The organism is uncultured Pseudomonas sp., assembly GCF_913777995.1.
Classification (GTDB): Bacteria; Pseudomonadota; Gammaproteobacteria; order Pseudomonadales; family Pseudomonadaceae; genus Aquipseudomonas.
This window is the reverse complement of sequence record NZ_CAJYVE010000046.1, coordinates 21,201-39,425: the sequence shown is the minus strand read 5'-3', so window position 1 is coordinate 39,425 and position 18,225 is coordinate 21,201. Positions and strand designations below refer to the sequence as shown.

At 66.3% G+C, this 18,225-nt stretch carries 15 protein-coding genes and 1 tRNA gene; 11 read left to right on the top strand and 5 right to left on the bottom strand.

Annotation, left to right across the window (positions count from 1 at the left end; all coding sequences use genetic code 11):
• The first annotated feature begins 318 nt into the window (after nt 1-318).
• Nucleotides 319-1,815, top strand: coding sequence for a methyl-accepting chemotaxis protein (locus QZ497_RS19395; protein WP_295478207.1), 1,497 nt, complete (start codon nt 319-321; stop codon nt 1,813-1,815).
• Here QZ497_RS19395 and QZ497_RS19390 read toward each other — a convergent pair.
• Complete coding sequence (locus tag QZ497_RS19390; RefSeq protein ID WP_295478204.1) at nt 1,806-2,675, bottom strand: LysR family transcriptional regulator; 870 nt, start codon at nt 2,673-2,675, stop codon at nt 1,806-1,808. The two genes, QZ497_RS19395 and QZ497_RS19390, sit on opposite strands and share 10 nt — an antisense overlap.
• A 123-nt stretch (nt 2,676-2,798) precedes the next feature.
• On the opposite strand from QZ497_RS19390, the gene QZ497_RS19385 reads away from it, so the two are divergent.
• The gene (locus QZ497_RS19385) at nt 2,799-3,995 is read left to right on the top strand and encodes a YbfB/YjiJ family MFS transporter (protein WP_295478201.1); all 1,197 of its coding nucleotides are present in this window, start codon (nt 2,799-2,801) and stop codon (nt 3,993-3,995) included.
• Here the strand turns inward: QZ497_RS19385 and QZ497_RS19380 are convergent.
• The gene (locus QZ497_RS19380; RefSeq protein ID WP_295478198.1) at nt 3,981-4,394 is read right to left on the bottom strand and encodes a DoxX family protein; all 414 of its coding nucleotides are present in this window, start codon (nt 4,392-4,394) and stop codon (nt 3,981-3,983) included. The genes QZ497_RS19385 and QZ497_RS19380 overlap by 15 nt on opposite strands.
• 191 nt (nt 4,395-4,585) lie before the next feature.
• Here QZ497_RS19380 and QZ497_RS19375 point away from each other — a divergent pair, with 191 nt between their 5' ends.
• Entirely contained in the window at nt 4,586-6,178 is a 1,593-nt protein-coding gene (locus QZ497_RS19375; RefSeq protein ID WP_295478195.1) for an MFS transporter, read from the top strand.
• A gap of 291 nt (nt 6,179-6,469) precedes the next feature.
• On the opposite strand, the gene QZ497_RS19370 is transcribed toward QZ497_RS19375, so the two are convergent.
• A complete protein-coding gene (locus QZ497_RS19370; RefSeq protein WP_295478192.1) occupies nt 6,470-8,428 on the bottom strand; it encodes a methyl-accepting chemotaxis protein in 1,959 nt (652 codons plus the stop codon).
• Between the two features lie 401 nt (nt 8,429-8,829).
• Between QZ497_RS19370 and cydD the strand changes: the two genes are divergently transcribed.
• From cydD to QZ497_RS19340, 6 genes are all read left to right on the top strand, one after another.
• On the top strand, nt 8,830-10,539 hold the full coding sequence (gene cydD, locus QZ497_RS19365) for a thiol reductant ABC exporter subunit CydD (protein ID WP_295478189.1): 1,710 nt from the start codon (nt 8,830-8,832) through the stop codon (nt 10,537-10,539).
• Complete coding sequence (gene cydC, locus QZ497_RS19360; RefSeq protein WP_295478186.1) at nt 10,536-12,233, top strand: thiol reductant ABC exporter subunit CydC; 1,698 nt, start codon at nt 10,536-10,538, stop codon at nt 12,231-12,233. Before cydD ends, cydC begins: the two co-directional genes overlap by 4 nt.
• Nucleotides 12,234-12,281: 48 nt before the next feature.
• Nucleotides 12,282-13,886 carry a cytochrome ubiquinol oxidase subunit I gene (locus QZ497_RS19355; protein WP_295478183.1) on the top strand — a complete coding sequence of 535 codons (1,605 nt, stop codon included), beginning with the start codon at nt 12,282-12,284 and terminating at the stop codon, nt 13,884-13,886.
• A gap of 4 nt (nt 13,887-13,890) precedes the next feature.
• Entirely contained in the window at nt 13,891-15,045 is a 1,155-nt protein-coding gene (gene cydB, locus QZ497_RS19350; RefSeq protein ID WP_295478179.1) for a cytochrome d ubiquinol oxidase subunit II, read from the top strand.
• Between the two features lie 15 nt (nt 15,046-15,060).
• A complete protein-coding gene (gene cydX / locus QZ497_RS19345; protein WP_295478174.1) occupies nt 15,061-15,207 on the top strand; it encodes a cytochrome bd-I oxidase subunit CydX in 147 nt (48 codons plus the stop codon).
• A 72-nt stretch (nt 15,208-15,279) separates the two neighbouring features.
• Nucleotides 15,280-16,278 carry a 2-hydroxyacid dehydrogenase gene (locus QZ497_RS19340; RefSeq protein WP_295478171.1) on the top strand — a complete coding sequence of 333 codons (999 nt, stop codon included), beginning with the start codon at nt 15,280-15,282 and terminating at the stop codon, nt 16,276-16,278.
• Between the two features lie 226 nt (nt 16,279-16,504).
• On the opposite strand, the gene QZ497_RS19335 is transcribed toward QZ497_RS19340, so the two are convergent.
• Nucleotides 16,505-16,957, bottom strand: coding sequence for a hypothetical protein (locus tag QZ497_RS19335; protein ID WP_295478169.1), 453 nt, complete (start codon nt 16,955-16,957; stop codon nt 16,505-16,507).
• A gap of 283 nt (nt 16,958-17,240) precedes the next feature.
• Here QZ497_RS19335 and QZ497_RS19330 point away from each other — a divergent pair, with 283 nt between their 5' ends.
• Both QZ497_RS19330 and QZ497_RS19325 read left to right on the top strand, forming a co-directional pair.
• A complete protein-coding gene (locus tag QZ497_RS19330; RefSeq protein ID WP_295478165.1) occupies nt 17,241-17,534 on the top strand; it encodes a hypothetical protein in 294 nt (97 codons plus the stop codon).
• Complete coding sequence (locus QZ497_RS19325; protein ID WP_295478163.1) at nt 17,522-17,839, top strand: RebB family R body protein; 318 nt, start codon at nt 17,522-17,524, stop codon at nt 17,837-17,839. Before QZ497_RS19330 ends, QZ497_RS19325 begins: the two co-directional genes overlap by 13 nt.
• A gap of 61 nt (nt 17,840-17,900) precedes the next feature.
• Here the strand turns inward: QZ497_RS19325 and QZ497_RS19320 are convergent.
• Nucleotides 17,901-17,977, bottom strand: a tRNA-Arg gene (locus QZ497_RS19320).
• Nucleotides 17,978-18,225: the final 248 nt, after the last annotated feature.

The window sequence follows — 18,225 nt, the reverse complement described above, 5'->3', positions numbered from 1 at the left end:
TGTTCAGGCGGTTGTAGGTGAAGTTGGTCATGGTGTCGTTTCCTTAATCTGAGAAGTTTTGTGGGGTAAGGCGTGTCGTTCAACTTGGGCACAGATTAAGGATTTACCCTGGCGTGATAAATCGGCTGAAAGGCGTTTTACTGTCAACCTTAAAGAGACAATTAACGAATTCATGACTATTAGCTGGTAAAAAACGGCTTGCTATCCATACGATGCTGAAGTGCCAGCATTGCTCTGCAAATGGATTGGTCAGTCTTTTGCTAGTACGACTCTCGCGGGCCGCAGCCCGCACTCAGCCAAGCGGTCTGGAGGTTGTCGATAGTGAGTGAGCAACGTTTTCACGAGCATTACTGCAAGGCCGATCGCATCATGCTCGGTCTCATCTGGCTGTCCTTCCTCTGTTCCCTGGGGCTGGCGTTCTGGCATGACACGTTCGGCCAGGCGCTGCTGGTCGGCGGGGGCACGGCCTTGCTGCTCAGTGCTCTGTATCGGAGCATTCCGGGCACCAGAATCATGCGCTGCTGTTGTGCGGTGGCGGCCATGGTCATGGCCGGCCTGCACATCAACCAGGCCCAGGGCATGATCGAAGTCCACTTCGGCATCTTCGTGCTGATGGCGGTGCTTACGGTGTATCGCGACTGGTTGCCGATCCTCGTCGGTGCCGCGACCATCGCCACGCACCATGTGCTGTTCCATGCCCTGCACCTGGCGGGTTACCCGCTGTATGTAATGCACCACGGCGGCGGCTGGGGCATCGTCATGCTGCATGCCTTCTATGTCGTGGTGGAGACGGTGATCCTCATGTACCTGGCCTGGCACAACCATGCCGAGGCCATGGAGAGCCAGGACCTGCTGGACAAGATGCTGAGTACCACATCGCGCCTGACCGTCGGCGACGACGGCGAGTCGCGCAATCGTTTGCACGTACCGCTGGTGCAACGCTTCGACAGTTTTCTGCAGCAGCTCACCGGCATGATCGAAGGCGTGGTGCGCGACACCAGTGGACTGGGCAAGCTGGGCAACGATCTGGCCGAAGCCAGCACCAGCCTGGAGAACGGTGCCAACCGACAACTGTCGGAACTGACCAAGATGAACGACAGCATGCAGCACATGGGCGCGGGCATGGACGGCATCGCCGTGCAGGTGGCCAAGGCCGTACAGCAGGCCGGTGACGTGCGTGAGCAGGTCGCCGAGTGCCACACCAGCGTCGACCGGGCGCAGCGCGAGATCCTTCAGCTGGCGGACTCGATCAACCAGACCGATCTGACCGTGCAGGCCCTGGCCAGCCAGTCGGAGAAGATCGGTTCGGTGCTGGCGATGATCAGCAGCATTGCCGAGCAGACCAACCTGCTGGCCCTCAACGCCGCCATCGAAGCCGCCCGCGCCGGAGAGCAGGGCCGCGGTTTTGCGGTGGTGGCCGACGAGGTCCGCAGCCTGGCCGGACGCACGGCGGTGTCGACCCAGGAAATCCAGGGCATCATCGCCAGCCTGCAGCAGGAGAGCCGCCAGGCCGCCAGTGCCATGCAGGACAGCCGTCAGGGCGTCGACCGCTGCGTGCAGGACAGCCATCGTGCGGTCGAGTCGCTCAAGGCGGTAGGGGCGGGGATCGGCTCGATCACCGAGATCAGCGGGCTGATCGCCGCCACCACCGACGAACACAGCTGCCTGGGCCAGAGCATCGCCCAGCAGCTTCAGGTGGTGCGTGACATCGCCGAGCACACCGCGCAGAACGTCAGCACCCTGGCGCGCAGCAGCCAGCGCCTGCCGCCCCTGGCCACTCGCCTGGAAGGGCTGGGGCGCACCTTTCAGCGCTGATCGGCGAACGCCGCTGCCAGCGTATCGATGACCACCTTGACCCGCGCCGTGTGGCGCAGGTCCTGGTGGGTCACCAGCCACACGTCGTAATCCAGCGCTTCGCGCTGCGGCCACACTGGCTGCAGCCCGGCGCTGCACGCCAGCGGCGCGGGCAGCTCGCCCAGCCCGATGCCCTCGTTCAGCGCACGGCGAATCATCAATCCCGAGGTACAGGTCATGGCGATACGCCCGTGGGTGATCGGTTCGCCGCCCAGGGTCACCGGCTGGCCGCTGTCCAGGTAGGGCTGATAGACCACCAGATCGTGCCCGGCGAAGGCGCTGCCCGGCTCCGGGACTCCGCGCGCCTGCAGGTACGACGCGCTGGCGAACAGGCTGCGTGGCCAGCGCGCCAGGCGCCGCACCACCAGGTCGGGGTTCTGCGGTTTCAGGGTGCGCACGGCAATGTCGGCTTCGCGGCGGGTTAGGTCGAGCATCTGCGGCGAGGTCTGCAATTGCACCTGGATACCGGGGTGCTCCGCGTGCAGCCGCGCCAGGGCAGGAATGATGAAGTCGATAGCCAGAGAGTCGGTGGTGGTAAGCCGCACCACCCCGCTCATGCGCTGATCCATGCCGAGGATGCGCCGCTGCAGCTCGGCGGCCGCGTTTTCCATGGCCAGGGCGGTGTCCTGTGCCGCTTCACCGGCCGGGGTCAGGCTGTAGCCGCCGGCAATGCGCAGGAACAGGGTCGCGCCCAGCGCCCGCTCCAGTGACGTGAGGCGTCGCCCTACGGTGGCCTGGTCGACGCCCAGCACCCTGGCCGCACCGCGCAAGGTGTGCTCACGGCACAGGGCCAGAAAAATCCGCGCATCGTCCCAGTTCATGAGCTGTTTTCTCCTGATGCATATTTGCAAATAGGGTGTGGAAAAACGCTGCATTATCTCATCGAAGCGCAGCGCTATGATCGGCCCATTCCATCAATGGTCGTCTTCGGACAAGAGGTCATCATGCGTTGCCCTTCCAACTGCCCGGCGCAATCGCCTGCGGCGTCATGGCTGCCGCTGTGGGCCGGGCTGTGTGCCAGCCTGGTCGGCATCGGCCTGGCGCGTTTCGCCTACACGCCGCTGGTGCCGGCGCTGATCGAGGCCCAGTGGTTTTCCGCCTCGGCGGTGGTCTACCTGGGCGCCGCCAACCTGGTCGGTTACCTGATCGGCGCCTTGGTGGCCCGGCCGCTGGCCACGCGCTGGTCGAGCCCGACGGTGCTGCGCGCCATGATGCTGCTGGTGGCGCTGGCGTTCCTGGCCTGTGCGCTGCCGCTCTCGGTGTTGTGGTTTTTCGCCTGGCGGGTGCTCTCCGGCATCGCTGGCGGCACCATCATGGTCCTGGCCGCCAGCACCATCCTGCCGCACATCGAGCCGGGGCGACGGGGTCTTGCCAGTGGCGCGATCTTCCTCGGCATCGGGGTGGGCATCGCCGCTTCCGGTTCGCTGGTGCCCTGGCTGTTGTCGCTCGGCTTGCAGCAGACCTGGTTCGGGCTGGGCCTGGTGGCGCTGGTGCTGAGCTTGAGCAGTTGGAGCGGCTGGCCCGACGAGCCGGCGCGACAGGTCGAGACAGAGGCCGTCGACGGGCGAGTGGTGTCGAGCGCGGCACTGCTGGTGTTCGCCCAGTACGCCTTGATGGCCGTCGCGCTGGTGGCACCGATGATGTTCCTCGTCGACTACGTGAGCCGGGGCCTGGGCGCGGGCCATCATGCGGCGGCGCTGATCTGGTCGCTGTACGGCGTCGGCGCCATCTTCGGGCCACTGCTCTACGGGCTGCTGTCCGACCGTCTGGGGGCGCGCCCGGCGGTGCGCCGGGTATTGCTGGTGCAGCTTGCCGCCCTGGTCGTGCTGCTCTACTGCCAGGACCTGCGCGCCCTGGCGGTCGCCGCGCTGCTGATCGGCTCGTTCCCGCCCGGTATCGTGCCGCTGGCCCTGGCCCGTGTGCATCAACTGGTCGCCGGGCACCGTCAGCAAGGCGCCCTGTGGGGACGCGCCACGGTCTCCTTTGCCAGCTTCCAGGCCTTGGCCGGCTATGGCTACTCGGCGCTGTTCAGCGCCAGCGGCGGGCATTACGCCACGCTGTTCGCCGTGGCCGCTGGTGCGGTGGTGCTGGCACTGCTGCTCGAAGCGCTGATGCGCGACGGCCATTCAGCTGCGGCGTGACAGGCGCACCACCAGCGGCCCCGGCCCGGTGATCAGCAGGCCGCCGAAGAGAATCACGAACAGCCAGCCGAACTGGCTCTGCTCCAGGGTCCAGTCCGGATGCACCAGCAGCAGGGCGACGAGCAGCAGGAACAGAATCGGCAGGCAGGCCAGGCGGCAGGCGATACCCAGTGCGATCAGCGCCGGGCACAGCACCTGGGCGAACAGTGCGGCCAGCAGGGTGACATGCGGGCCCAGGCCCAGCGGGTCTTCGATGCGCTGCAGTTCGGCGCTCCAGTTCAGCAGTTTGGGCAGGCCGTGGGCGCTGAACATCAGCAGCGCGGCGCTGACCCGCATGAACAGCAGGCCGAGACCGACCAACTGGGCATCGGTTCGTGGGTTGAGCGAAGGCAGGGACATGGCAATTACTCGGGCAACAGGACAAGCCTGACTATGCCGCCCACTCCGCTTGAAAGATTGCGTGGATGTGTCGCGCTGCCCCGGCTGGCTGATTGGGCACATGGATGCAAGCTGGCCGCAGGCTTCGCAGCGATAGTGAAGCTTTTTCCCGCGCGGGCCCTGCCGGCCCGCCGCTGCGCCGCGAGCCCGCCATGCCTACGACCCGTACCGCCACCGCTTCACCCTGGAAACCCCTGCAGGTGAAAGTCTTCTTCTGGCTGTGGCTGGCCAGTATCGCCTCCAACATCGGCACCTGGATGCACGAGGTCGGCTCCGGCTGGCTGATGACCAGCCTGTCGGCCAGCCCGCAGGCGGTGGCCCTGGTGCAGGTCGCCGGGGCGCTGCCGGTGTTCCTCCTGGCCCTGCCGGCCGGGGCACTGGCCGACATCGTCAACAAGCGTCGCTACTTGCTGGCCGTGCAGCTGTGGATGGCCGGCGTGGCGCTGGTGCTCACCCTGCTGACCCTGAGCGGGCAGATGACCGTGCCGTTGCTGTTGCTGCTGACCTTCGCCATGGGCATCGGCAGCGCGCTGATGATGCCAGCCTGGTCGGCCCTGGCCCCGGAGATCGTGCCGCGCGAAGACGTTCCGGCGGCGGTGGCGCTGTCGAGCCTGGCGATGAACGTGGCGCGGGCCATCGGCCCGGCGATTGCCGGCGTCCTGGTCAGCCTCAGCGGCCCCTGGCTGACCTTCGCCCTCAACAGCGTGTCGTTCCTGGCGGTGATCATTGCCCTGTACGCCTGGCGCCACCAACCGTTGCCTTCGGTGCTGCCGGCCGAACGCTGGCTGGGCGCGATGCGCGCCGGGGTGCGTTATGCGCATGGCTCGCGGCCGCTGCGTGCGGTACTGGTGCGCACCGCCGCGTTCTTCGTCGGCGCAGTGTCGGGCATGGCGCTGCTGCCGTTGCTGGTGCGCCGCGAAATCGGCGGCAGCGCCCTGGACTACGGCATCCTGCTCGGTTGCGTGGGCGCCGGTGCGATTCTCGGCGCGATGCTGCTGCCGCGCCTGCGCGCACGCTTCGACCCGGACCGCATCGTCATGGCGGCCAGCCTGCTGTACGCCGTGGTGCTGTTGGGCCTGGCCGGCATCCGCTCCATCGCTGGCCTGGCGCCGGTGATGCTGCTCAGCGGTGTGGCCTGGATCGCGGTGCTCAGCAGCCTGCAGGTGGCAGTGCAGACCAGCGTCGCTTCCTGGGTGCGGGCACGCGCGGTGTCGCTGTACATCCTGGTGTTCTTCGGCTGTTCTGCGGGTGGCGCGGCGGCCTGGGGCGCGGTAGCCAGCCACGGGTCGATGGCCATGGCGTTCAGCGGTGGTGCGCTGGTGCTGGTGCTGGGCCTGCTGCTGCGCTGGCGCTTTCCGTTGCCGGTGACGCACATGGACGACCTGCAGCCGTCGCTGCACTGGCCGGCTCCGGTGCTCGACGAACAGATGAGCGCCGAGCGTGGCCCGGTGATGATTACCGTGGAGTACTGCATCGCTGCCGAGCACGCCGCTGCGTTCCATAAGGCCATGCAGGCGGTCAGCCGCATGCGGCGACGCAACGGGGCGTTTTCCTGGGGGCTGATGCAGGACAGCGAGAACCCGCGCTGCTGGAAGGAATACTTTTTCGAGGAATCGTGGCTGGAGCATCTGCGCCACCACGACCGGGTGACCCGCGCCGACCAGAAACTGGAAGCGGCGGCGCGGCGTTATCAGGACAAAGACGTAGCGGTGAAGATCCGCCACCTGCTGGCGGCCCGGGGGTGAGGCTGATACCCAGGCCGGTAGTCAGGCGCCAGGCGGGAGCGGCTTCAGCCGCCATACCAGGTCAGTTAGGCTGTGGGAGCGAGCTTGCTCGCGAAGGCGGTGTCACGTTCACAGCAACCTCAGCGACTTTGCCAGCTTTTCGCGAGCAAGCTCGCTCCCACAAGCCGCACAGCGCTCAATCGAACAGTATTGGCTTCAGCCGCGAATCGACCTCAGGTTCACGGCAGGTGCCGTGAATTTTCTGGCCTTCTCGCGGCTGAAGCCGCCTCCACCGGGTGACCGCTCCGTGGCTCAGGCGACCTTGAAGCGCTTGACCAGGTCCTGCTGGTGTTCGGCCAGGCGCGCCAGTTCCTGGCTGGTCACGGCGGTCTGTTGGGCTCCGGCGCTGACCTGAATCACCAGGTCATTGATCTCGTTGACGTTGCGGCTGATGTCTTCGGCGACCGCGCTCTGTTCCTCGGCCGCCGAAGCGATCTGGATATTGCGGTCGCTGATGCTGGTCACGCCTTCGGCGATTTCGTCGAGCAGGGCGCCAGCGCGCACGATGTTGTTGGCCCCGGCCTGGGCCTTGCCGAGGGTTTCCTGCATCGACTGGCTGGCGCGATCCGAGCCGTTCTGCAGGTTGCTGATCATCTGCTGGATGCTGCCGGTGGACTGCTGGGTCTTCTGCGCCAGGTTGCGCACCTCATCGGCGACCACCGCGAAGCCACGCCCGGCCTCGCCGGCCCGGGCTGCTTCGATGGCCGCGTTGAGGGCCAGCAGGTTGGTCTGCTCGGCGATGCTGCGGATCACGTCGAGTACCGAGGAAATCGCGTCGCTCTCCTGTTTCAGCTCGCCGATGATCCTGGCGGTTTCTTCGGCCTGGTTCGACAGCTCGCGAATCAGCCCGATGGTGTGCTCCACCTCGCTGCGGCCCTGGGTGGTGTGGCGGTTGATCTGCTGCGACATCTGCGCCGCGTCGTTGGTGCTGCGCGCCACGTCGCGCACGGTGGTGCTCATCTCGGTGATGGCGGTGGCCACCAGTTCGGTGCTCTGGCGCTGTTGCTCGACACTGCGGCTGGTCTCCACGGTGACGGCCGAGGACTCTTCGGCGGCGGTGGCCACCTGTGCCGTGGCGTTGCTGATTTCTTGAACGATGTGGGTGATTTGCGCCGCCATGTCGTTGAGGTCAGTGGCGATCCGCCCGAACTCGTCACGGCTGCGGTAGTTCGAGCGCGCGGTCAGGTCACGCTGCGACAGGCTTTGCAGAGTGCTGGTCACGTCACGCACCGCCAGGTCGATGTTGCGGATGATCAGGTACGACAGCACACCGACCGCCACCAGGGCTGCCAGTGCGGCGGCGACGGTCAGCCACAGTTCCAGGCTGGCATGGTCGCGGGCGTCCTGGGCCAGGGCGCGGACTTCCAGCCCCAGGTTGTTTTCCACCTCGCCCATCAGGTCGATGCGCCGGGTCGCGGTTTCGAACCAGGCTTCGGGCTTGATGCCCAGCGCCGTGCCCAGCGGCAGTTCGAAGGCCAGACGTTGCAGGCGGCTGACCTCCTGGGCGCTGGCGTCTTTCATGCGCTCATCGAGTTGCGCCAGTAACTCGGCGGGCGCCTTGCGGCGGAAGTTTTCCGCATAGGCGGTGAACTCGCCCAGGTTACGACTGAAGCGCGACAGCAGGGGGGCATCGAAGCTGCCCTGGCTGAAGGCCAGGCCCAGCACCACACGCTCGCGGCCAGCGCGCTCCTTCATTTCGATGAACTGGTTGAGGGCGCTGAGGGCGTGGATGATCTGCGGGTCATTGATGCGCGCTTCCAGGGAATGGGTGTAGCCGACCAGCCTCTGGATGATTTCGGTGTAGCGCGCACCGGAGTCGGTGCTGGTCACGCCCAGCGCGTCGATCTGAGTGCGCAGCGTGGTGAGGCCATCCAGCACGCTCAGGGTCTGTTCCAGTTCGCTGCCGCGGGTGCTGAGCGCCTTGGCCGACGTCAGTGCCTGGTCGGTGCCCTGGCGCATGCGTGCCAGTTGGTCACGCATCGAGGTGCCCTTGCTGCCGAGGAACACACCGCTGGCGCCGCGTTCGCGCTGCAGGGTGGTGATCAGCTGGCTGAGCCTCTGCGCCGAGGCACTGGCGTCCACCGTGGCGTCCATGTCGCGCAGGATCCTGGTGTTGTCGATGACGCTGCCGGTGGCCAGCCACAGGAAGCCGAGGGTCGGCAGGATGAGTATCAGCAGCAGCTTCAGGCGCAGCGGAGCGTTCTTGAGCATAGTCCTTCAAGCCTCAATGGGGCGGCCGCCGGATCGGTCGGCGGTAGCGAAACGGGGGGCAAACTTATTGTTGGGGGCCGGCGAAGGTTGTCTTTCCATTGGCTTCCAGAAGTGCTGGGCCAGGCTACAGGCAGCCTGCCCGGCACCTGTGGCGCAACGCGCTCGTAACCGGCCTGCAGGCTAGATGCATGTCTCGTACCCGCTTGCCAGTGAACAGAACTCTAGCGACTGATGGCATGCCGCCATTGATCTGCGTCAGTTAATGGCGGCCACCCCTGCTTTAGCATGGCTCCTAGCCATCAAGGCCCATGCCCGTCGAGGAACGACGGCGTCGTTACAGGCTGCTCCGCCGCGCCAAAGGCCTGGCCCGGGCGACCTCTCCAGCGAATCAGTGGCGTGCCGTGAACACTGTCTCCCCTTGCGAACCTTGTGCACCACGACCGAGCAACGTTTCGGAGGGTGCCCGCGTCTGGTGCGTCCAGGCGCCGGTCTACCGGCCCAACCGCCGTGGCGCTTTGTTGCAGACCCTGGGCGGCATGCTGTGGCTGTTGCAGGCCGCCGCCATCGCCTGGGCCGTGCAGGGGCTGCTCGACGGGCAGGGCATGGCGCGGGTGTGGCCTGCCGCGCTGGCGCTGCTGGTGCTCGGGACAGTGCGCAGCCTGGCCGAGAGCCGGGGTAACCGCTTGCTGTACCGCACTGCACGCGCTCATCTCAGCCTCTTGCGTGAACACGCCGTCGCGACACTGGCGCAGCGTTCGCCGTTGGATACCCGCCGCGCCGCTTCGGGCCAGGCGGCCAGTGTGCTGGCCGAGCAGGCCGAGGCCGTGCTGCCTTACCTGGTGCGCTACCTGCCCGTGCAGCAGCGGGTCATGACCCTGCCTGTGTTCATTCTCCTGGCGGTGGCCTGGCATTCCTGGCTGGCCGCCGCCGTCTTGTTGCTGGCCGCGCCGTTGATTCCGCTGTTCATGGCCCTGGTGGGCTGGCGTGCCAAGGCCGCCAGCGAAGCGCAACTGGTGGAGATGGGCGGCATGAATGCCTTCCTGCTCGACCGCCTGCGTGGCCTGACCACCTTGCGTGCCCTGCGCGCTGTCGAGCTGACCGCCGCGCGGGTCGAGGCTTCGGCCTTGTCGCTGCGCCAGCGCACCCTGCGGGTGTTGCGCATCGCCTTCCTGTCGTCGGCGGTGCTGGAGCTGTTCTCTGCCCTGGGTGTGGCGCTGGTGGCGGTGTACATCGGCTTCCACCTGCTGGGCTACCTGCCGTTCGGCGCCTGGGGCCAGACCTTGAGCCTGGGCCAGGGACTGTTCGTGCTGCTGCTGGCGCCGGCGTTCTTCGAGCCGCTTCGCGACCTGTCGGCGGTCTGGCATGACCGCGCCGCCGGCGTCAGTGCCCTGCAGGCGCTGGCCGAGTTGAGCGAGCAGGGCGCGGCCTTGCCGCCGCCTGCGGCGCCCTGTGCGACGCCTGGCCTGGCGGTGAGCGTCGAGGCGCTGAGCGTGGCGCATGCTGGCGCGGCACGGGCGGCTTTCGAAGGTGTGTCGCTGCGGGTCGCCCAGGGCGAACACCTGGCGATCACCGGGCCCAGCGGCAGCGGGAAATCCACGCTGCTGGCCGCCATCGCCGGGTTGCTGCCGCTCCAGGCCGGGCACCTGACACTGGGCGTGGCACCGGGGCAAATCGGCTGGATCGGCCAGAAGCCGCATATCTTCGCTGGCACCGTGCGGCACAACATCAGCCTGGGACGCCCGACGGTGGGCGCCCAGGCAGTCGACAAGGCGCTCGCCAGCGCCTGCCTGCAAGAGGTTGAGCAGGCGCGTGCCGGGCAGATGCTCGGAGAGGGCGGCCTCGGGCTGTCCGGCGGGGAAGGGCTGCGCCTGGCCCTGGCGCGGATTGCGGCCGACCCGTCTATTCGCCTGATCCTCGCCGATGAACCCACGGCGCACCTGGACCGCCAGACCCGTGCCGAGGTCACCGCGGCACTGCTGGAGCTGGCGCGTGGGCGCACCCTGATCGTCGCCACCCATGATCCAGCGCTGGCCGCAGCGGTGGGTCGTCAGCTGCCGCTGCAACGGCTGTGTCAGCCCAGCACCCCGGTTCGACTGGAGGTGGCCTCATGAGCGGCAAGCGCTTGGCCTCGCTGCGTCCCATCCTGGCGCTGTTCTGGGCCGAACGTCGCACCCTGCTGCTGGTCGGTGCCATGTTGGCGGCCCTGACCGTGCTGTGCGGCATGGCGCTGCTGGGGTTGTCGGGCTGGTTCATCAGCGCCACCGCCATCGCCGGCCTGAGTGCTGCGACGGCGCTGGCCTTCGACGTGTTCATGCCGTCGTCTGGCATTCGCCTGTTCACCCTGGGCCGCACCTTCGCCCGCTACGGCGAACGCCTGGCCACCCACGACGCGACCCTGGCGGTACTGGCCGCGTTGCGGGTGCGGCTGTTTCGCGGCTGGGCACAACCCCGCGCCGCCCGGCAACTGGCCCTGCGCCCGGCGCGCCTGCTGTTTCGCCTGACCTGCGACATCGACGCCCTGGATTCGCTGTACCTGCGTGTGCTGGTCCCGCTGGGTGCCGCGCTGGCCGCAGTTCTGGCGGCCAGCGTGGCCCTGGGGGCGGTGGACCTGCGCCTGGGCCTGGTGGTGCTGGCGCTGATGGTGGTGACCACGCTGCTGGTGCTGCGCAGCACCTGGCTGGGCTCGCTGCGTCCGGCCCAGCGGCGTGCGCAGGCCCTGGAAAGCCTGCGGGCCCAGGCCGCCGACCTGGTGGCCGGGCAGACCGAGCTGTTGATGGCCGGGCGCCTGGCGGCGCAAGGCAGATACCTGGCCGCCAGCGATGCGCGGCTGGCGCACTGCGACGACCAGTTGAACCGCCTGGACAACCGTGCCGGCCTGGCGTTCGGCGTGCTGGGCAGCGTGCTGCTGGCGCTGACCCTGCTGGTGGCCGGTTGGCTGGTTTCGGTAGCAGCCATTGATGTGCCGGTGGCGGTGTTCGCCGTGTTGCTGGCGCTGACCGTCACCGAGCCGCTGGCCGCTTTGCGTCGCGGTGCGCTGGAAATGGGACGCACCACCCTGGCGGCGCGGCGTATCGCACCGCAATTGAGCGCTGCCGAACCGACCCGTTGCGAGGGCTCGCAGCCTGCCGGGCCGGTGGTGCAGGTACGCCGGGCCTGTGCACGCCACCCAGGAGCCGGGCGCGATGCCCTGCAGGACATCGACCTGCATATCGAGGCCGGCGAGCGAGTGGCGCTGGTGGGCTGCAGTGGTGCCGGCAAGTCCTCGTTGCTGGCCTTGCTCAGTGGCGAACTGGCCCTTCGCAGCGGCGAGGTTCGGGTGACCTCCGCGCAGGGCTGGCTGACCCAGCGCACCGAGCTGTTCCAGGACAGCCTGCGCGACAACCTGCTGCTCGCTGCGCCCGCTGCCAGCGACGCGCAGCTGTGGCAGGCGCTGGACGCGGCCGGGTTGGGCGACCCCCTGCGGGCCTGGCCCGAGGGTCTGGACACGCGACTGGGCGAGGGCGGCCAGGGGCTTTCCGGCGGCCAGGCCCGACGCCTGGCCCTGGCTCGCCTGCTGCTGCAGAACGCACCGCTCTGGCTGCTCGACGAACCCAGCGAAGGCCTGGATGGCGCCACCGCCCGCCAGGTGCTGGCCGGGCTGGATCGTGCCGGCCAAGGCCGCGCCTGGCTATTGGTCACGCACCTGCGCCGTGAGGCAGCGCTGGCCGACCGGCTGCTGGTGCTGGAAGGCGGGCGTGTCTGTGCCGCCTGGCCGCGTGGCAGCCAAGGATTCGACACGGTACTGGCGGGCCTGCGCCCCGACTGACCGACCCCGTTTTGAGCTTTTGAATGTGAACCCTTAGAGGAAAAAGACATGGACTTTGACATAGTCAGCCTGTCGCGATTGCAGTTTGCGCTGACCGCGCTCTATCACTTCCTGTTCGTCCCCCTGACGCTGGGTCTGTCGATCCTGCTGGCGATCATGGAAACCATCTACGTGATGACCGGCCGGGTGATCTGGCGGCAGATGACCCGCTTCTGGGGCACTCTGTTCGGCATCAACTTCGTCATGGGCGTGGCCACCGGCATCGTCATGGAGTTCCAGTTCGGCATGAACTGGAGCTACTACAGCCACTACGTGGGTGACATCTTCGGTGCGCCGCTGGCCATCGAAGGGCTGATGGCGTTCTTCCTGGAGGCGACCTTCGTCGGCCTGTTCTTCTTCGGCTGGGACAAGCTCACCCGGGTCAAGCACCTGCTGGTGACCTGGCTGATGGCCCTGGGCACCAACCTCTCGGCGCTGTGGATCCTGATTGCCAACGGCTGGATGCAGAACCCGGTGGGCGCGGTGTTCAACCCGCAGACCATGCGCATGGAAGTCAGCGATTTCTACGCGGTGCTGACCAACCCGGTGGCCCAGGCCAAGTTCGTGCATACCGTGTCGGCCGGCTACGTGTGCGGGGCGATCTTCGTGCTGGGCATCTCGGCCTGGTACCTGCTCAAGGGCCGGCATGTCGACCTGGCCAAGCGTTCGATGACCGTGGCGGCGTCGTTCGGCCTGGCGGCCTCGCTGTCGGTGGTGGTGCTGGGTGACGAAAGCGGCTACCTGTCCAGCGAACACCAGAAGATGAAACTGGCGGCCATCGAAGCCATGTGGGACACCGAGCCGGCCCCGGCGGCCTTCACCGCCTTCGGCTTTCCCGACCAGCAGGCCCGCGAGACCCACTACGCGGTGCATATTCCGTGGGTAATGGGCCTGATCGGCACCCGCTCGCTGGACACCGAAATGCCCGGCATCAAGGACCTGGTGGTCAGCGCCGAGGCGCGCATCCGCCGCGGCCTGCTGGCCTATGACGCGCTGGAGCAGATCCGCGCCGCAGGCTCGACCACACAGATTTCCCCGGCGCTCAAGGAGGCCTTCGAAAGCAACGGCAGCGAGCTGGGCTACGCCCTGTTGCTCAAGCGCTATGTCGATGACCCGCGTCAGGCTTCGGACGCACAGATTGCCCAGGCCGCCTGGGATACCGTGCCGCAGGTGGCGCCGCTGTTCTGGTCGTTCCGCGTCATGGTCGCCCTGGGCCTGTTCTTCATCGCCCTCACCGCGGCGTTCTTCTGGTTGTCGGCGCGTCATCGCCTGGAGCGCTACCGCTGGCTGCTGCGTCTGGCGGTGTATGCCATCCCGCTGCCCTGGGTGGCCATCGAGGCCGGCTGGTTCGTCGCCGAGTACGGTCGCCAGCCCTGGGTGATCGAAGGCGTGCTGCCCACCGCTGTGGCGGTGTCGAGCCTGGGTGTGAAGACCCTGCTGCTGACCATCGCCGGTTTCGTGGCGATCTACAGCGTGCTGCTGGTCATCGAGCTGAAGCTGATGTTCAAGGCGGTCAAGCACGGCCCGGACCTGGAGCCGGAGCAGATCGGCCTCGGCCATCCGAGCCCGGCCAGCGTGGCCACTCGCCAACCCGTCTTCCAGCCTGCGGAGTGAAATCATGATCCTGCATGAACTTCTGAACTACGACACCCTGCGTGTCATCTGGTGGGTGCTGCTGGGCGTGCTGCTGGTCGGCTTCGCCGTGATGGACGGCTTCGACCTCGGCACCGGCATGCTGCTGCCGTTCATTGGCAAGACCGACCTGGAGCGGCGGGTGGTGATCAACGCCGTGGGACCGACCTGGGAGGGTAACCAGGTGTGGCTGATCCTCGGTGGCGGTGCCATCTTCGCCGCCTGGCCGCAGCTGTACGCGGTGTCGTTCTCCGGCTTCTACCTGGCGATGTTCGCCATCCTGGTGGCGCTGATCCTGCGCCCGGTGGCCTTCAAGTACCGCAGCAAGCGCGAGTCGACTGCCTGGCGCAGCCGCTGGGACTGGGCGCTGTTCGTCGGTGGCTTCGTGCCGACGCTGATCTGCGGCGTGGCGGTGGGCAACGTATTGCTCGGCGTGCCGTTCCGCCTGACTCCGGACATGCACATCCACTACGACGGCACCTTCTTCGGCCTGCTCAACCCCTTCGCGGTGCTGTGCGGCCTGGTCTCGGTGGCCATGCTGACCACCCATGGCGCCGCCTGGCTGCGCATCAAGACCGACGGCCCGGTGGCCGAGCGCGCCCGTGCGGTCGGCAGCGTCAGCGCGCTGCTGACCCTCGTCCTGTATGCCCTGGCCGGTGTGGCACTGTGGAAGTGGGTGGATGGCTACAGCATCACTTCAGCGATCGACAGCACCGGGCCGTCCAACCCGCTGTTCAAGACTGCTGCCGTGACCAGCGGCGCGTGGTTGCGCAACTACGCCGAGCACGGCTGGATGCTCGCCGCCCCGGCGCTGGGCTTCGCCGGCCTGCTGCTGACCTTCGCGCTGATGCGCGCACGCCGCGACAACCTGGCGATGCTCACCAGCGGCCTGGGCATTGCCGGCATCATCGTTTCGGTGGGCGCGTCGATGTTCCCGTTCATCCTGCCGTCGACCGTCGATCCGCGCTTCAGCCTGACCGTGTGGGACTCGTCGAGCAGCCATATGACGCTGTTCATCATGCTGGTCTGCACGGCGATCTTCATGCCGCTGATCCTGGCCTACACCACCTGGGTCTACGCAGTGCTGTGGGGCAAGGTCGATGCGAAAGCCATCGAAAACCCACACAACCACGCTTACTGAGTTAGGAGACACGTCATGTGGTATTTCGCCTGGTTACTCGGCCTGCCTCTGGCCGCCGCCTTCGCCGTGCTCAACGGCATGTGGTTCGAACTGACCGAAGACAACGATGTGCGTCGCTCGCTGATGAGCGACATTCCCGAGCAGGATCGCGTACAGCGCTGATACTGTTCAGGCACCGGCCAGGGCCGCGGCGCCATGCGCCCGGCCCCGGCGTGTTCATCAAAGGAACTGCCCATGAACATCGCGTTCTTCAGCGCCCAACCCTACGACCAGCGTTTCTTCGATCAGGCTCTGCAGCGTGACGACGCCTGCAGCGGCCTGCAGCTGACCTACCTGGCGCCGACGCTGTGCGCCGAGACGGTCAGGCTCGCCCAGGGCTTCGAGGCTGTGTGCGTGTTCGTCAACGACCAGCTGGACGCCGGCGTGCTCCAGGCCCTGGCCGACTATGGCGTGCGTGCGGTGCTGCTGCGCTGCGCCGGCTTCAACAACGTCGACCTCGACACAGCCCGCCGTCTGGGGCTGTTCGTCGCCCGCGTGCCGGGTTACTCGCCCGAGGCGGTGGCCGAACACACCCTGGCCCTGGTGATGACCCTCAACCGCCATACCCATCGCGCCTACAACCGCGTACGCGAGGGCAACTTCATGCTCGAAGGGCTGCTGGGCTTCAACCTGCATGGCAAGACCGTCGGCATCGTCGGCACCGGGCAGATCGGCCTGGCCACGGCGCGGATCTTCAAGGGCTTCGGCTGCCGCGTGCTGGGCTTCGACCCGTTCCCGGCAGAAGCCTTCAATGAGACGGGCGAGTACGTGACGCTGGAACGACTGCTGGCCGAGGCGGACATCGTCAGCCTGCATTGCCCGCTCAGCGACGGCACCCGCCACCTGATTCGCGCCGAGACCCTGGCGCAGATGAAGCCTGGCGCCATGCTGGTGAACACCTCCAGGGGCGGGCTGATCGACACCCTGGCGGTGATCGAGGCACTCAAGAGCCGCCAGCTCGGCGCCCTGGCCATCGACGTGTACGAACAGGAAAGCCAACTGTTCTTCCAGGACCGTTCCAGCGACCACATCGACGACGAAGTCTTCCTGCGCCTGACCACCTTTCCCAACGTGCTGATCACCGGCCATCAGGGCTTCTTCACCCGCGAGGCACTGGAGCAGATCGCCGAGGTGACCCTGGCCAACCTGCGGTGTTTCGTCGAGGGGCGGGGGTGTGAGAATGGGGTGGCGTGAAGTGCTGGTGAGAGCGGCTGCAGTCAGAGCTATCCGGTCGGCGTGGAATTGAATCGCCTTGCATCACCACCCCTGTTGCGCAATACTGCGGCGCATCGGAGTGACTGACCAGATGAGACCGAGCACTCCCCAGCGGTGAAAACCGTAGTCGCGCAAGGCGGCTCGCAAGTGGTGTCTGGATCGCAATATCGAAGAAGGCGCCTATGGCGCCTTTTTTCGTTTCTGGCTACCGCCGAGTTGAAACCCTTTCCCCTGCATAGACCTTGGAACACAAAAGGCCGAATCCCATACGGCCGGACAACTGAGGCGCTGGCATGTCTCGACCTTGCGGATAGGCACTCTCAACCACGAGATACAGATCTTGCAGATGGCGATCCTCTTTGCGAGCTCTGCGCAGCTCGAAGAACACGTAGTACGGCCCTTGCGGTGTTTCGATCTGGGTGACATGTGCCCAATTGCGCTGCGCGGCTGTCTGATGGACCTTCGTTGCAGGATGGGTAAAGCTCGAAATCACTCCTGGCAACCTGTGGGAAAGGGTGTAGCGCGACTCGCAAAATGTGCGAGGTCGGCCGCCATGATCCTCAAGGATCGGACGCTTTGGGTCATGTGTAGCCGCATCGTAGGCAGTGGTGAAGGTATGGTTCGTAAACCGCACATGAATGCGCAGATCTTTCTTCACGCGCTCACTCGACAGTACCAGTTGGAAAGGATTCAGGTGATCGAGGCACTAAGTCCTGTCCTGTCCTGGACTGCCAGAGGTGCAAAGTACGGTTTGTGCAAACGGCTTCCCTGCGAGACAAGATTCACGAGCGGGCATTCTAATCGTGCAGCTTGCGCAAGGTCTGTCAGCAGGTGCTTCTGGTGGTGCCAGAGACTGATCCTTGCAGCTTGGCGAGTACGTTCAGGCCTCGCAGGCTGTGCTAGCGTTGGAACATGCCTGCCAATAAGAATGTGAGGTCACCATGTCGAGCGCCAAGGACCCTGATGAGCCGCCCGGCCTGCTGTTCAAGCCTCAGGAGCTGCTGGTGCGTGAGGCGCTCGGCCTGACCGGCCCTGCGCCCGACGGCGTTCCTGCACTGTTCGGCAAACAGGCCTTGGCCGCCCAGGCCGTGGTGGCCCACAAGCTCGATGGCGACGCTACGCCGCAGGTGCTGGTCATGCTCTGCGAGACACCCCGGCTGACGGCAGTCTGTGCCGGCGCCGGTTTTGCAACGCCCCCGTGGATCGAACAGGAGTTCGCCGCATGCCCCCCGTGAATGAGCAGATCACCGACGCGGTCACCCAGAGCAACGTCAAGGTACTGGGTGAGTCGCCGCCCATGGCGATGAGCATCCTCTACCAGGCCATGGCCCGCTCCAGCGGCATCCTTTTCGAGAACGCCGTCAGTGCCCAGCAACAGCAGAACACCCTGGCCCAGGCGGCGAGCAACCAGGGGGTGATGCAGATCTACAACGTCGACACCAGTGCCGCTGCGGGGGCTACCGAGCGCATTGGCCAGACGGGTGTGGCGGATAACCTGACCAGTTTGCTGACGGTGCTCAACGCATTCAGGCAGTCGTAGCCGCCAGTTTTCTGCAGGCAACAAAAAAGGCCCAGGTCTTCACCTGGGCCTTCATCGTATATGGCGCACTTGGCGGGATTCGAACCCACGACCCCTGCCTTCGGAGGGCAGTACTCTATCCAGCTGAGCTACAAGTGCAACGCGGGCGCCATGATACTCATCTCAAGCGCACACGTCCACGCTGGCGACGCTGTGTCGTTGATTGCGCACAATTTATTGCCTGTGTCTGACAGCGGAGCGAGCAAAATTGTCCGTGTTCGACGGGGTGTTCTTTTTTTTGAACGGCCTATTGTTCTTTTTTTCACCAGTGCCTAGGATGCGTTTGAGATTTCAAACGCTCCTGTTCGGCCTTCCCGCCTGTTAAGCTTCCTGGCCAGGAAACGGCG

Bases quoted from the DNA above. Each gene is read 5' to 3' on its own strand.
- QZ497_RS19355 (WP_295478183.1), top strand. From the start codon at position 12,282: ATGGACTTTGACATAGTCAGCCTGTCGCGATTGCAGTTTGCGCTGACC.
- QZ497_RS19375 (WP_295478195.1), top strand. From the start codon at position 4,586: ATGCCTACGACCCGTACCGCCACCGCTTCACCCTGGAAACCCCTGCAG.
- QZ497_RS19390 (WP_295478204.1), bottom strand. From the start codon at position 2,675: ATGAACTGGGACGATGCGCGGATTTTTCTGGCCCTGTGCCGTGAGCAC.
- cydB (WP_295478179.1), top strand. From the start codon at position 13,891: ATGATCCTGCATGAACTTCTGAACTACGACACCCTGCGTGTCATCTGG.
- QZ497_RS19370 (WP_295478192.1), bottom strand. From the start codon at position 8,428: ATGCTCAAGAACGCTCCGCTGCGCCTGAAGCTGCTGCTGATACTCATC.
- cydX (WP_295478174.1), top strand. From the start codon at position 15,061: ATGTGGTATTTCGCCTGGTTACTCGGCCTGCCTCTGGCCGCCGCCTTC.
- cydC (WP_295478186.1), top strand. From the start codon at position 10,536: ATGAGCGGCAAGCGCTTGGCCTCGCTGCGTCCCATCCTGGCGCTGTTC.
- QZ497_RS19385 (WP_295478201.1), top strand. From the start codon at position 2,799: ATGCGTTGCCCTTCCAACTGCCCGGCGCAATCGCCTGCGGCGTCATGG.
- QZ497_RS19325 (WP_295478163.1), top strand. From the start codon at position 17,522: ATGCCCCCCGTGAATGAGCAGATCACCGACGCGGTCACCCAGAGCAAC.
- QZ497_RS19330 (WP_295478165.1), top strand. From the start codon at position 17,241: ATGTCGAGCGCCAAGGACCCTGATGAGCCGCCCGGCCTGCTGTTCAAG.
- QZ497_RS19380 (WP_295478198.1), bottom strand. From the start codon at position 4,394: ATGTCCCTGCCTTCGCTCAACCCACGAACCGATGCCCAGTTGGTCGGT.
- QZ497_RS19340 (WP_295478171.1), top strand. From the start codon at position 15,280: ATGAACATCGCGTTCTTCAGCGCCCAACCCTACGACCAGCGTTTCTTC.